Source organism: Paenibacillus sp. AK002, assembly GCF_053903045.1.
The window spans coordinates 5,458,362-5,472,108 of record NZ_CP096377.1; the positions used below are offsets into that span (position 1 = coordinate 5,458,362).

General features: G+C 51.8%; 11 protein-coding genes. 2 read left to right on the top strand and 9 right to left on the bottom strand.

Annotation, left to right across the window (positions count from 1 at the left end; translation table 11 throughout):
• Positions 1–10: 10 nt before the first annotated feature.
• The 5 genes from yfkAB to M1D70_RS24325 all read right to left on the bottom strand — a co-directional run bounded on the left by yfkAB (position 11) and on the right by M1D70_RS24325 (position 7,101).
• Complete coding sequence (yfkAB, locus tag M1D70_RS24305; RefSeq protein ID WP_009595820.1) at positions 11–1,150, bottom strand: radical SAM/CxCxxxxC motif protein YfkAB; 1,140 nt, start codon at positions 1,148–1,150, stop codon at positions 11–13.
• Between the two features lie 137 nt (positions 1,151–1,287).
• Positions 1,288–3,549, bottom strand: coding sequence for an MMPL family transporter (locus M1D70_RS24310; protein ID WP_456288195.1), 2,262 nt, complete (start codon positions 3,547–3,549; stop codon positions 1,288–1,290).
• Positions 3,550–3,561: 12 nt separating this feature from the next.
• Positions 3,562–4,665 carry an HD-GYP domain-containing protein gene (locus M1D70_RS24315; protein WP_009595803.1) on the bottom strand — a complete coding sequence of 368 codons (1,104 nt, stop codon included), beginning with the start codon at positions 4,663–4,665 and terminating at the stop codon, positions 3,562–3,564.
• A 108-nt stretch (positions 4,666–4,773) separates the two neighbouring features.
• Positions 4,774–5,598: an undecaprenyl-diphosphate phosphatase gene (locus tag M1D70_RS24320; protein ID WP_009595695.1), complete on the bottom strand. Its 825-nt coding sequence runs from the start codon at positions 5,596–5,598 to the stop codon at positions 4,774–4,776.
• 69 nt (positions 5,599–5,667) lie between these two features.
• Complete coding sequence (locus M1D70_RS24325) at positions 5,668–7,101, bottom strand: bifunctional metallophosphatase/5'-nucleotidase (RefSeq protein ID WP_009595809.1); 1,434 nt, start codon at positions 7,099–7,101, stop codon at positions 5,668–5,670.
• A 111-nt stretch (positions 7,102–7,212) separates the two neighbouring features.
• On the opposite strand from M1D70_RS24325, the gene moaD reads away from it, so the two are divergent.
• Positions 7,213–7,950: a molybdopterin converting factor subunit 1 gene (moaD, locus tag M1D70_RS24330; protein ID WP_456288196.1), complete on the top strand. Its 738-nt coding sequence runs from the start codon at positions 7,213–7,215 to the stop codon at positions 7,948–7,950.
• A gap of 89 nt (positions 7,951–8,039) precedes the next feature.
• On the top strand, positions 8,040–9,086 hold the full coding sequence (locus tag M1D70_RS24335; RefSeq protein WP_009595790.1) for an HD-GYP domain-containing protein: 1,047 nt from the start codon (positions 8,040–8,042) through the stop codon (positions 9,084–9,086).
• A 292-nt stretch (positions 9,087–9,378) separates the two neighbouring features.
• Here M1D70_RS24335 and sufB read toward each other — a convergent pair whose 3' ends face one another.
• The 4 genes from sufB to sufD are packed head-to-tail and all read right to left on the bottom strand — an operon-like array spanning position 9,379 to position 13,735.
• The gene (gene sufB, locus M1D70_RS24340) at positions 9,379–10,776 is read right to left on the bottom strand and encodes a Fe-S cluster assembly protein SufB (RefSeq protein ID WP_009595766.1); all 1,398 of its coding nucleotides are present in this window, start codon (positions 10,774–10,776) and stop codon (positions 9,379–9,381) included.
• A gap of 28 nt (positions 10,777–10,804) precedes the next feature.
• Entirely contained in the window at positions 10,805–11,224 is a 420-nt protein-coding gene (sufU, locus tag M1D70_RS24345) for a Fe-S cluster assembly sulfur transfer protein SufU (RefSeq protein WP_456288197.1), read from the bottom strand.
• Positions 11,214–12,434, bottom strand: a complete 1,221-nt coding sequence (locus M1D70_RS24350) for a cysteine desulfurase (RefSeq protein ID WP_009595771.1) — start codon at positions 12,432–12,434, stop codon at positions 11,214–11,216. The genes sufU and M1D70_RS24350 overlap by 11 nt, the downstream gene beginning before the upstream one ends.
• Entirely contained in the window at positions 12,431–13,735 is a 1,305-nt protein-coding gene (sufD, locus tag M1D70_RS24355; RefSeq protein WP_009595741.1) for a Fe-S cluster assembly protein SufD, read from the bottom strand. Before sufD ends, M1D70_RS24350 begins: the two co-directional genes overlap by 4 nt.
• Positions 13,736–13,747 lie beyond the last annotated feature (12 nt).

The window sequence follows — 13,747 nt, forward strand, 5'->3', positions numbered from 1 at the left end:
TTCTAGGGTTCTAGTTTGTCTTTGCTTTTCTCGACTTGAAATCCACACCCCGATAGTACATGTCGGCTACCAACAGGTTCGGACCGCAGCAGCTCACTGCATCGCAGTGGCAGTTGACCGTTTGATTCAACGGATGACCTGTAGACCATGCGTCAAAAATATCGTCCAGCTTCTGTTCCTTAATATTACCAAAAGCCGGGATATCAGCAAAATCCGTTACGTACACGTCGCCCGAGAATAAATTCACATTCACCCGGTTACGGCCATCCGGATCGTTCCGAACCGTTACGTTCGGTTCTTGCCGCAAGCGGCGAATGATCTCCTGGTCATGATCGTCCGAGCTGCAGGCATAGAACGGCAGCGTTCCGAACAGCATCCACATGTCCCTGTCTCGGACATCCAGCAAATGATGGATGGCGGCTTTCGTATCGGCCAAGGACAAGACGGGCAACGCGGATGCAAAGTTCGAAGCATACATCGGGTGAACCTCGTGCCGCTTGCAGCCCATGTCCTTGATCAGCTTATGAATGCCGCCCAGTTTCGTATGCGTTCTGTAGTTAATCATGGATTCGGCGGATATGTACATGCCGGCCGCGCTCAGCTTCTCCGAATTGACCAGCATCGTGTCGTACATCTTGTATGCCGTTTCCTTGGAGACGGGGCGAGCGCTATTCGCAAATCCGACCTCATAAAAGTCGTCCCCGTTCAAGTAATTGAACGAAATATGCATAACGTCCAGATAGGGCAGCATCTTCTCGTACCTGCCGATATCCAGCGTCAGATTGGAGTTGATCTGAGTCCGGATTCCCCGTTCCTTGGCGTACTTGAGCAGGGGAACAATCACGTTATCCACCGTTTTGCCCAGAAACGCCGGTTCACCGCCCGTCAGGCTGATCGTCTGCAGATGCTCTACCTCATCCAGCCGCTTCAGCATCGTATCCAGGGGCAGCATCGGGGCTTCCTTCATGACGAGCATATCACCGACAGCGCAATGCTCGCAGCGCATATTGCACAGATGCGTCACTGTCATTTCCACGCTGGTCAGCACGTGGCGGCCATGCTCGCGCAGGGAAGTTATCGGATCCCACGGATCATAACTCGGCGAAATAGGCCTTACGGCTGATGGAAACGGCTGTGCTGTATTACTCATGGTTCACTCACCTTATTTCTTTGAATTACCGATTCAGTCAGTACAACTTGCTTGGATGTACTCTACGGTTTTGATAATGTCCATTATATGATTATAACATACCCAAACAGAAGGCTTCTGCTTGGTTCGGCTGGAAATCATCCGGCTTCCCCCCGTTTGTCCGAACGTTCCTTGGAAGCAAGCTTAGATGCCGGAAACATCCATGCGGGACTCCACCAATTCGCTCTGCCCAGCATCTTCATGAATGCAGGCACAAGCAGCACCCGAATCACGGTCGCGTCCAGCAGAATGGCTGCTGTCAGGCCTAAACCGATCGCTTTCATCACTTCATTGTCCGTAAATACGAAGGCACCCACAACGACGGCCAGAATCAGAGCCGCGCTGGTAATCAGACCGCCCGTACTCTCCAAGCCCTCGGCCGTGCTGAATTCGTTATCCCCCGTCCGTTCATAGTTCTCCATGATCCGCGAGAGCATCATGACTTCATAGTCCATCGATATGCCGAACACCACGCAGAATATCAGGACCGGCAGGAGCGCGAAGATGGACCCTGTAGAAGAAACGCCCAGCCACTCCGCACCAATGCCCTCCTGAAATACCCACACCACGATACCGAGTCCGGCGCCCAGGCTGAGCATGTTCATGACGCTGGCCTTTAAGGGGAGCACGATCGACCGGAATGCGAAGAGGAGGATGATATAAGTCACCGCAAATACGAATACCAGGACGTAGGAAATGTTCTGCTGGATGGCTTCCATGATGTCCAGTTTATACGCGGGGCTGCCGGTGACATAGGTCTTCAGTTCATTCGTATCCATGGTCCGCAGCGCTTGGACAAGCTGCATCGTGAGTGCATGGGATTCCTCATGCTCCGGAGTCACGGCAACGGCTGCCATATTTCCTCTGACAAAACGATGCTGCTCCAGCTGCTGGCGGATGTCTTGGCGGGACAGAACGTTTGATACCTCCTCCACCGAACCCCTGCCAACGCTTAGATAACTCTCTACCCGCTTCACGCCTGGCATGAGCCTGATTTCATCCGTGTATGCTTTCATAAGCTCGATGCTGTGCGGATCCGCATAGGAAGACGGAAGCTCCACCGCCACAACGATCGAATTCAATTCGCGTTCGTCATAAGCTTGCGTAAGCAGGTCGTGGCCATAACGGGATTCATAGGCGGGGGGCAGCACTTCGGCAGCGGGGATGGCAATGTTCATGTTTCGGACCGGATAGATCGCCACCAGCAGCAAACCGATCGCTGCTACAGAGATGGTCACGGGATGGGCCATAACAAAACCGGAGATCCTTCTCCACATGCCCAAGGTCTGCCGGCCCCGAAGCGCCCGGAGTTTGGCCGGAAAGAGAGGGAGCGCATCGATGCGGGGGCCCAGCATCCCCAATAAAGCCGGAAGAAGCGTGTTGCCGGCCAGCACCGAGAACAGCACGACGGTAATGCCGCCTATGCTGAAAGAGCGGAAGATCGGCAGGTCGATGAAACTCATCGCCACAAAACCGATCAACACGGCAGCACCCGAGAACATCACTGCTTTGCCGGCGGTTGCGCAAGTGACAGCCAGTGCGGATCCCACATCCCCGCTCCGTGTTCGCAATTCTTCTTTGAAGCGGCTAACGATCAGCAAGGCATAATCAATGCCTACGGCCAAACCAAGCATCGTGACGACATTCGGAAGAAAATTGCTGATCGTGCCGTCGGCCAGAGCGACAAAATACAGAATGCCCATCGTGACCACCACGCTGACAATTCCGGCGATTAAGGGAAGAAGCGCGGCAGTCAATGTGCCGAATACGACCGCCAGGATGAGCAAGGCTGCAGGAATGCCTATCATTTCCGCATGGATAATATCGCTCTTAACGGCTTGATTCATATCGGCGAAGATGGCGGTATTCCCCGTTATGTACGTATCCGCTCCCGTGATGTCGGGAACCGAGTCTCTGATCTCTTCAAACTGCTGCAGGGCTTTCGAGGAATCCGGATCCAGCAGCACCGTCACGGATACGATATGATCCTGGCCAGCCTTATGAGCTGCCATATTCATATACATATCCCTGACATATGGGCGGTCACGCAAAGGCGCAAGCTCCGTCAGTATCCGCCTCTGCGCCGTCCCCGCCGTCAGGTTCTCATCGTGTCGACTGACAACGACGATATCCAGCGAGGCTGCCGACAATCCCAGACCCTCCTCCAGCTTCTCGATTCCGATCTGGGCCGGGCTATCCTTCGGCGTAAACCCGTTATGCTGCAATATGGACGGCAGCTTGAACGCAAACGGAAGCAGCACGCAAAACAAAATAAGCCAGGTTACAACAATGGCTTTACGGTAGCGGTAAATCAGTCGCCCCCATGTATGCAGCAATGTTGCATGGCCGTTACGTCTCACGAGTCAACCTCCTTATGCTCCAGTTTGATCTATGGTGCTCTGTCCGATGCCGGCGATCATAACGGCCAGCGTCTCGGATAAATCCAGTTCGTAAGGCGCGGATAACGGGGTGCCCTCGGCATCCGTCAATACGCGGACAACGGGTCGATGCGGCACATGCGCGTGGATCCTGGATACCACTCCATTCTCACCCGTATGCAATTTCACGGTGATCCCGGGAGGATATATCGCTACCCGATCCCGAAACATGGCCAGGAATGATTGTTCATACAGCGTTCCCGATCCGGCGTACATGACCTCCACCGCTTCGTGCGGCAGCAATGCAGGCTTGTACACCCGCTGCGTGGTCATCGCATCGTAAGAATCCGTTATCGCGATCCATTTCGCGTATTCATGGATGTCAGGTCCCTTCAAAGCCCGGGGATAACCGCTGCCATCCAGGCGCTCATGATGTGACAGGGCGCAATGCGCCGATAACAGCGGAATGTTGGGCTCGTCCTTCAATATTTTGAAGCCGATCTCGGTGTGCTTCTGGACCTCGCGAAATTCCTCCTCGCTAAGCCGTCCTGGATGATTCAGCAGCTTCTGGCTGATCCGCGTTTTGCCGATATCGTGCAGCAGGGCCCCCAGGCCGAGCACCCTCAGCTCTTCCCGGTTATACCCGTAAGAAACGCCAAGAACCGTCGAGTAGACGCATACGTTCAGAGAATGACGGTACAGGTTGTAATCGTTCGTATTCATATCGGTCAGCAGCACCATGCCCTCATCATGTTCCGAAATTTCATCCATAATGGATTCCATCATCCCAGAGAACGTTTTGCCCAAATGAAGGAAGCTGCCTTTCAGAGCAGCCTGGCTCTCCAGGTTCTTGAAGCTGGTCCGAATCGATTGGATCGCCTGCAGCCGCGTCTCTTCGGTCAACAACTCCGGAACCACGATATCCTCCGTCATCGGATCCTCGATGTATACATACCCGAGTTCCAGCGTGCCCAGACGGCGGATCAGCCCGGCTGTCAGTTCCACGCCCTCGGCAAGCAGGATTAAACCGTCACTATTGTATATTTTCTTACCAAGAACCATGCCCGGCCTCAACGCGTTGATAGGTATAAGACGCAAAATCCGTCACTTCCTCTGCTATTCTGAAACTTGTGTGGGATATAGCGTCTAGTCTTCAGTGGATCACGATACGAAGAAGCCGGATCTCCTTCTTGTGTCTACTCCTGCTTAATGCATGATGAACAGCCAAAAAACGGCGGCGAGACCAAAACGGTAGATCGCAAAATGAGTAAGCCTTATCTTCTGTATGAGTTTCATGAAGGCCAAGACGACAAAATAAGCGACAACAAACGAAACGATAAATCCGGCTAGAAATACGCCGATCGTATCTAAAGTAAAATATCGGTAAGAATCCAGCAATTCATATCCCGATGCGGCACACATGATGGGAATCGCGATAATAAACGAGAAATCGGCCGATGCCTTATAACTCACACCGCTAAGCATGCCCCCGGAGATCGTAGACCCCGAACGGGAAAAGCCCGGCCATAGGACGGATATGATCTGGTAGATCCCAATCAGAAAGGCCTGCTTATATGTCAAATCATCCATATCATGCGCGGTCACTTGGACTTTATGCTTATTGTACCATTCCGCAAAAATCATAAAAATGCCGCCGGCAACGAGTGCAAACAGCACCGTCTGCGCATGGAACAGGCTTTTGATGAAATCCCTCGCAAAAAACGCAACCAGCAGGGCCGGAGCAATCCCCAAAAATATATGCATCAGGTTCAATCGCCTCCGAGGCACTTTCCGGGTCAACGGCTCGCTTCGGCTCCACCCGAGCAGATTCAAAATCCGATTCCAATAAACAATCGCGATCGCCAAAATGGCTCCTAGCTGAATGACAACCTCAAACGTCTTCATGATCGGTGTTTGGTCGTCGTAACCGAGCACCTTGGCCGTCAAAATCATGTGGCCCGTGGAAGACACCGGAATGAATTCGGTTAGTCCTTCCACGATCCCCAGTATGATGGATGTGATAAAATCCATGTCCTACCCCTCCCTTACCTTTGTCCTCCTCATATGTATGCTCGGCCAAAGGAAGTTAGTCGGGGGTTGTCAGGATATCCAGCGTGGAATCATGGACGCTTCAAGCGATCCGGGACGCGAAAGCTCGCTCCGCAGCAGGTCTCGAATAAACTCGGGCAGCATATAAACCGTATCCGTTCCAAGCGCCAGGGTCTCGTATCCGATTTTAAAAGTAAACATGTCGAGCGTTCCCACATGATATTCCCGCTGCCATTCCAGCGGTTGTCCCTTGAAGGAGATTTGCGTGATCTTCCGGTAAGGCTCCCCATCCTTGTCATATCGGATCTTTAATCCATCGACGGCCAGGCCCCCTAACAGATACCCGCGGAAGCCGAAGCCCATGATCTTCTTCCCGCTAAACTCCGGAAGCAGACTCTCTTCAAGCGCCTGATAGATATGTTCTCCCCGCAATTTCACGACACAGGGATTAATCGGTGACGGGCACAAACCATGCAGCATCCCGGTGCTGATTTCGCCCTCCGGCAGCGGTCCCAGCAGCTGCCCGGAATTGACGATCGCAATTTCCGCACCCGTGTGCTGCAGCACGGCCTGAGCCAACAGGTTCGCAAACGGCGATTCCTCCTCATAATGGATCGGCAGGCTGCGGTCGATCACGGCCACGGCTTCGGTTAACTTCTCCTTGGCCAGCTCATGATGTTTCAGGATGGCCTGCTCCACGATGGGCTCCATCAGACTTTTATCCACAGGCAGCAAGGTTCCCTCTACGCAGGTAAACCGTTCACCAACGTCGTTTCGCTCCATAACGAGGCGACCTACGTATTGTCCGAATTTGCCCGCGCCGCATACGGCTGTCTTCCCGATCATTAGCGGCTCTTCAAGGATGTGATGGGTATGGCCGCCAAGTATGACATCAATGCCTTCTACATGTTCTGCTAATCTTTTATCAATCGTTAGTCCTAAATGGGATAAAACGATAACGATATCACACTGGCCCTGAAGCGCTCGAACCTGTTCGGCGATGGCCTCCACCGGGTCTCCTGCTTCCCAGCCTAACAATTGATAAAATCCTGCAAAAGCTGCCGTTGCGCCGGTGAGCCCGATCGAAATGCCATCCCGTTCCAGGATCACATGCCGTTTCATCCATGAAGGAGGACTGCCGCTCTCCGTCTCCCTGATGTTGCAGCAAACGACGGGGCACTGCAGTCCGGCATATACATGCTCCAGAACATCGTACGAAATGGTCAGGCCTTCGTTATTGCCGATTGTAATCGCGTCGTATCCTGTCAAATTAATGACATCCACATTCGCTTGCCCCATCGAGCCTTCGGTTTCCACCGATGCGCGATCCATATGGTCGCCGATATCCAGCACGATCGACTTATCGCCGGCAGCCGTCTTTTCCCGGGAAATAAGTGCCGCCACATTGCTCATCATCTCGAAATGGCTGTGTATATCGTTGGTATATAATATGGTCAGCTTTTGTTTATTGCTTTTAAGACCCATCTGGCGGCCCCCTCCCAAGTTACTTTTACGATAATTTCCGGTCTTACAAGCATAACATTTTAGCGAAGAATATGGTATATTGTAGCCCATAAGAATTACGAGGTGATCAAAATGTCGACAACCATTTCCATACTGCTATTCGCCGGATTAGCCGATCGCATCGGCACCGCTTCACTTGCATTCGGCGTACCCGCCCTCCCCCTTACGACCGGGGATTTGAAGCTGCTTCTTAGCGAGGCTTATCCTGATGCCCAATCCCAGATTGCCACGGCCTTCGTTGCGGTCAATCAAGAATATGCGCTGCCGGATCAGCTTATTCAGAGCGGGGACGAAGTGGCTCTGATTCCGCCTGTGTCCGGCGGGGACGGAACCAACCTGCAGGACACAGGCTCCAGTTCCTCGTCAGACGGAACGTGCACCATCACCTGCCACCGGCTGTCCGTGGAAGAAACCATCGCCAAAGTGCATGATGATAACCATGGCGCAACGCTTTCCTTTGTAGGCACGACGCGGGAGATAACCGGCCAGATGCGAACGGTAACGCTGGAGTATGAAGCTTACATTCCGATGGCCCTGAAAGAAATGCAGCAAATCTGCATGGACATCCACGGCCGATGGCCCGGCACGAAATGCGCGATTTCCCACCGTATCGGCACAGTCGGAATCGGGGAAACCAGCGTCGTTATCGCCGTATCTTCACCGCATCGGGAAACATGTTACGAAGCAAGCCGATATGCCATCGATCAGTTGAAGCGATCCGTTCCGATCTGGAAGAAGGAGATATGGGACGATGGTTCGGAGTGGAAAGGGGCGCAGACCGGACCCTGGGACCCAACGGCTAGGCAATAAGTCGCGATTATATCATTGTAAAACCATAATTTTCTTGCTAAGATAGTTTTGATCTTTTTACTTAATATAAGGGCAAGAGGTGCAATGATTTGAGAGTACATGTCACGGACCTGAAACCCGGTGATCAAATACAGCAGGATGCTTACAATACGAACGGCGTTCATGTTCTGCAAAAAGGGGCTTTGCTTCGTTCAGAGGATATATCCAAGCTATTGCAGCACGGTATCGATTACATAGAAATACAGCCGCGCGCGCTGTCTGTATCCCTCGATCCGTTATCTGAAATTTCGGACTCGTTCAACAAGGTTAAACCTCACTTTAACCTTGCGTTTGACGGATGCTCCGCCTTATTTACGGAAGCATCCCAATCCGGAAAGTTCAATGAATCCGTTGTAGACGATGTTTTCCAGCCACTGGTCGGCTCGCTGAACGAGCATACGGATGTGGTATCCCTGCTTCTGCTGTTTAATGGAACAGATGATTATACCTACAGGCATTCCATTCAAGTAGGGATGCTATCCTACTACATCGCGGATTGGATGGGTTACTCCGGCAAGGAAGCCTATGAAATCGGTAAAGCGGGCTATCTCCATGATATCGGCAAGAGTAAGATTTCAAGGGATATCCTGGACAAGCCCGGCAAGCTGACCCCCGAGGAATTCGAGGAAGTGAAGCTGCACACCATCTATGGTTACGAGATGATCGCCGAATCCATGGATGATAAGGTGACCGCCATGGTCGCACTTCAGCACCATGAAAGGGATGACCGTTCGGGCTATCCGCGAGCGCTCCATGCAGACCAGATTCATCCGTACTCTCATATTTGCGCGGTAGCCGATGTCTACAGCGCCATGACAACGAACCGGGTCTATCAGTCCAAGCAGCAGCTGCTAACCGTTTTGCGCGAGCTGTACAGTCTCAGCTTCGGGAAGCTGAACGGCAAGCCGACGCACGCTTTCATTCAGCAGATGCTGCCGAATTTCATCGGCAAAAAGGTTCTGCTGACGACGGGCGAATCCGGCATCATCGTCATGAACCATCCTTCGGACTACTTCCGTCCGCTTGTAAAGACCGATGATCGTTTCATCGACCTCTCCAAGGAATATCATACCGAGATTCAAGAGATTCTGTTGTAACCTGTGTTCCAAAAGATAATCCGGAAGCTGCTAAATTGCTTGCTTCCCTGCTTGAATAACCAGTATTACCGTCAGCCTTGAGGCTGGCGTTTTTTAGTGTCTATTTGTGACGTTTTTCACATCTAATCTTATTGGATTTCGGCAAAATCGAAGACGCGTTCAACCGGCCTGTGCAATCTATACATGTCCTCCTCGTCCACGCCTCGGTGCTATTCCCATAAACGTTCAAGCACAAAAAAAAGAGCGAATCACCCATCCCTGAGTGATTCGCTCCTGTGTTCATATGAACTATTTAGCCGATGGAACCTTCCATTTCGAATTTGATCAGGCGGTTCATTTCAACGGCATACTCCATCGGAAGTTCTTTGGTGAACGGCTCGATAAAGCCCATAACGATCATTTGCGTAGCTTCGGATTCGCTGAGTCCACGGCTCATGAGGTAGAACAATTGTTCCTCGGAAACCTTAGATACGGTCGCCTCATGCTCCAGCGTAATATTATCGTTCTTGATCTCGTTATAAGGAATCGTATCGGACGTCGATTCATTGTCGAGGATGAGCGTATCACACTGGATATTGGCTTTTGCGCCCTCCGCATTGCGGCCAAAGGAAGCAAGTCCCCGGTATGTTACTTTACCACCATGCTTACTGATGGATTTGGATACGATTGTAGACGTAGTGTCCGGTGCCAGATGGAGCATCTTCGCACCTGCATCCTGGTGCTGGCCTTTGCCTGCTACTGCGATGGAAAGTACGGAACCTTTAGCACCGCGACCCTTCAGAACAACGGCAGGGTATTTCATCGTCAGCTTAGAGCCGATGTTGCCGTCCACCCATTCCATCGTGGCGTTCTCTTCAGCAACAGCACGCTTCGTTACCAGGTTGTAGATGTTTGGTGCCCAGTTCTGAATTGTTGTATAACGAACACGAGCATTCTTCTTACAGATGATCTCAACTACCGCACTATGCAGCGAGTTCGTGCTGTAGATGGGGGCTGTACAGCCTTCTACGTAATGTACGAAGCTGTCCTCGTCGGCAATGATCAATGTGCGTTCGAATTGGCCCATGTTCTCGGAATTGATACGGAAATATGCCTGAAGCGGAATTTCACATTTTACGCCTTTTGGAACATAGATAAAGCTTCCGCCAGACCATACGGCACTGTTCAGCGCAGCAAACTTATTATCGGCTGGAGGAACAACCGTTGCAAAGTATTCTTTCAGAATCTCCGGATGCTCTCTGAGAGCCGTATCGGTATCCATGAAGATAACGCCTTGATCCTCAAGATCCTTCTGCATGTTATGGTAAACCACTTCGGATTCGTACTGTGCGGATACGCCCGCCAGAAACTTCTGCTCGGCTTCCGGAATACCCAATTTATCAAAGGTTTCCTTAATCTCGGCAGGTACTTCCTCCCAAGTCTTCCCTTGTTTCTCGGAAGGTCTTACATAGTACTGGATATCATTGAAATCCAGCTCATCGAGGTCGCCGCCCCAGCGAGGCATCGGCATTTTCTCGAACTGCTCCAGTGATTTCAAACGAAATTCCAGCATCCACTCAGGTTCGTTCTTGATTTTGGATATTTCCGTCACGACTTCACGCGTCAAACCTTTACCGGTCTGAAAAATAGCTTTGTGCTCGTCACGGAAACCGTATTTATACTCTTCCATTTCTGGTGCTTTTTTAGCCATTTAACTTACCTCCCTATCGATCTATTCATTACTTTACGTCTATTCCTTTTCGGAGTGCGTTCCACGCAAGTGTTGCACACTTAATGCGGGCAGGAAACTTGTTAACACCGGATAGGGCTTCAATATCCTCGTACTCGTCAAATTCCACTTCATCGCCTTTCATAAGGGAAGAAAAGCGGTCCGCCAGACTGATCGCTTCGTCCAGCGTTCTGCCCTTTACGGCGTCTGTCATCATCGAGGCGGAAGACATGCTGATGGAGCAGCCTTCCCCCGTATATTTGGCATCGGCGACCACGCCGTTCTCTACCTTAAGCTGCAAGGAAATGCGATCTCCGCAGGTCGGATTGTTCAAATCGATGGTTACCGCATCTTCTTCAAACTTGCCGCGATTGCGGGGGTTCTTATAATGATCCATGATGACACGTCTGTACAAATCGTCAAGTTGCATCGCCAAAATACTCCTTTGTCTGGATTAAGGCGCTAACTAATCGATCAACGTCCTCTTCTGTATTATACAGATAAAAGCTCGCGCGTGCCGTGGAAGATACTTTTAACCAACGCATAAGCGGTTGACAGCAATGATGTCCTGCACGAATCGCAATCCCCTGGGCATCCAGAACGGTTGCCACGTCATGCGGATGAACGTCTCCAAGATTGAATGTGATAAGGCCCACTTTACGCTTACGGGGACCGTAAATGGAGATGCCTTCGATCTCGGAGATCCGGTCCATGGCGTAGTTCGCAAGCTGAGCCTCATGCCGTTCGATGGCATCCATTCCGATTTCCTCCAGGAAATCGATCGCGGCGCCAAGTCCGACAGCTCCTGCAATGATGGGCGTGCCGCCCTCAAACTTCCAAGGGAGCTCCTTCCAGTTCGATTCGTACAACCCGACGTCATTGATCATCTCTCCGCCGAATTCGATCGGCTCCATTGATTCCAGCAGCGCCTTCTTGCCGTATAATGCGCCGATACCTGTCGGAGCACACATCTTGTGTCCGGACAAAGCGTAGAAATCGCAGTCCAGGTCCTGAACGTCCACTTTCATGTGCGGCGTGCTTTGCGCCCCGTCCACCACGATAACGGCACCGTGCCGATGCGCGATTTCCGCGATTTGTTTGACGGGATGCACGACGCCCATAACGTTGGACACGTATGCGATGGCTACGACTTTCGTCCGTTCGGTAACCAGTTCCTCTACATCTTCGACACGGATCGTACCGTCAGGCTGTAGAGGAATATATTTCAGCGTAGCGCCGACGGCGATGGCCGCCTGCTGCCACGGAATGAGATTGCTGTGATGCTCCATTTCCGTCAGGACGATTTCATCTCCAGGACCACAAACGGAGCGTGCGTAGGATGAAGCCACCAGATTCAGGGCCGTCGTCGTTCCGCGGGTGAATATAATCTGCTCCGAACTCTCGGCATTTATGAAACGGGCAACCTTCTCCCTGGCTCCTTCATAAGCATCGGTAGCACGGCTGCCGAGCGTATGAACTCCGCGGTGCACATTGGAGTTCTCCCATTCGTAGTACCGCTTGACGGCATCTATGACCACCTGCGGCTTTTGCGATGTCGCGGCATTGTCGAGATATACCAGCGGATGTCCGTTGATCTCCTGGTGAAGAATGGGAAATTGCTCACGGACGGAGGCGATCATTGTCCCAGCTTCCTTTCAACGAGCCCCTGCAGCTGGTCGCGAAGTCCCTCGAGCGGAATTTCGCTGACAACCGGAGCCAAGAAGCCGTAAATAATCAGGGATTCTGCAACGGAACGGGAGATACCGCGGGACATCAGGTAGTAAATTTGCTCCCGGTTCACTTGTCCTACGGACGCCGCGTGTCCTGCTGTTACATCATCCTCGTCAATCAACAGGATCGGGTTCGCGTCGCCGCGGGCTTTTGGGCTCAGCATCAGAACGCGCTCAGTTTGCTGTCCGTCCGCCTTCGTGGCACCCTTCTCGATCTTGGTAATTCCGTTGATGATGGCTTGTGCTTCTTCACGCATAACTGCACGCGTAATCATCTGGGAAGCAGAGCTCTTACCATAATGCTTCGCTTGCGTTGTGTAGTTGATCTTTTGGGACCCGGAACCTACAGCAATGACTTTCGCATCGGATGTCGAACCGTTGCCCTTCAGAATACTCATGGTATCGCTGGCTGTATCGCCATCGTTCATCTCGCCAACGATCCATTCGATCGAAGCATCATTGTCGAGTACTGCACGGCGGAACGTAACATCCGTTGTTTCTACAGTCAACTGGTGAACGGAAGCATAACGAACTTTCGCACCATTTTTGGCAAAGATCTCTACCGCTCCGTTATGTGTTACCGGCGCAGCCAGAGAATCCGATACATAGTTGTCTACATATGTGATTTGGCTGTTAGCTTCGGCTACAATCAGCACGTGCGGAGCGAAAGTCGCTTCGGCATCATCAGTCAGCATTACCGCTTGAAGCGGAACATCAACCTCAACATTCTTAGGAACATAAAGAAAGACTCCGCCGTTCCAAACCGCAGCATGGAGAGCAGCCAGTGCGTGCTCGTCATTCTTAAGCGCTTGATGCAGGTAAGGTTTAACCAGATCCTCATGCTTTCTCACGGCTGTTTCCAAATCCGTAAAAATCACGCCTTTGGCAGCAAGTTCCGAAGCCAGACTTGTATATACCGTTCCGGAGTTGCGTTGAATAACCAGTCCGCCTTCCCTTGAACCTTCGACAAGCTGTGCTGCCCGCTCTGGCAGTTCATCGAGGGAAGCGAGTTTTTTGCTTTCTTTATATTCACCGTAGCTGTGGATGTTCCAACGCTCAATGCGTTGTTTCTCCAGCTTGGGCAATTCCAATTGGCCGGCAAGTTCCAAAGAAGCCAAACGGCTGTCTGTCAGCCAAGTTGGTTCCTGTCTACTCTCGGACAAAGCCTTCAAAGCCTCAGCGTTGACCGGAAGTATGGTTTGTGTAGTCATATCGTTTCCTCC

Bases quoted from the DNA above. Each gene is read 5' to 3' on its own strand.
- moaD (WP_456288196.1), top strand. From the start codon at position 7,213: ATGTCGACAACCATTTCCATACTGCTATTCGCCGGATTAGCCGATCGC.
- M1D70_RS24320 (WP_009595695.1), bottom strand. From the start codon at position 5,598: ATGGATTTTATCACATCCATCATACTGGGGATCGTGGAAGGACTAACC.
- sufU (WP_456288197.1), bottom strand. From the start codon at position 11,224: ATGCAACTTGACGATTTGTACAGACGTGTCATCATGGATCATTATAAG.
- sufB (WP_009595766.1), bottom strand. From the start codon at position 10,776: ATGGCTAAAAAAGCACCAGAAATGGAAGAGTATAAATACGGTTTCCGT.
- sufD (WP_009595741.1), bottom strand. From the start codon at position 13,735: ATGACTACACAAACCATACTTCCGGTCAACGCTGAGGCTTTGAAGGCT.
- M1D70_RS24350 (WP_009595771.1), bottom strand. From the start codon at position 12,434: ATGATCGCCTCCGTCCGTGAGCAATTTCCCATTCTTCACCAGGAGATC.
- yfkAB (WP_009595820.1), bottom strand. From the start codon at position 1,150: ATGAGTAATACAGCACAGCCGTTTCCATCAGCCGTAAGGCCTATTTCG.
- M1D70_RS24325 (WP_009595809.1), bottom strand. From the start codon at position 7,101: ATGGGTCTTAAAAGCAATAAACAAAAGCTGACCATATTATATACCAAC.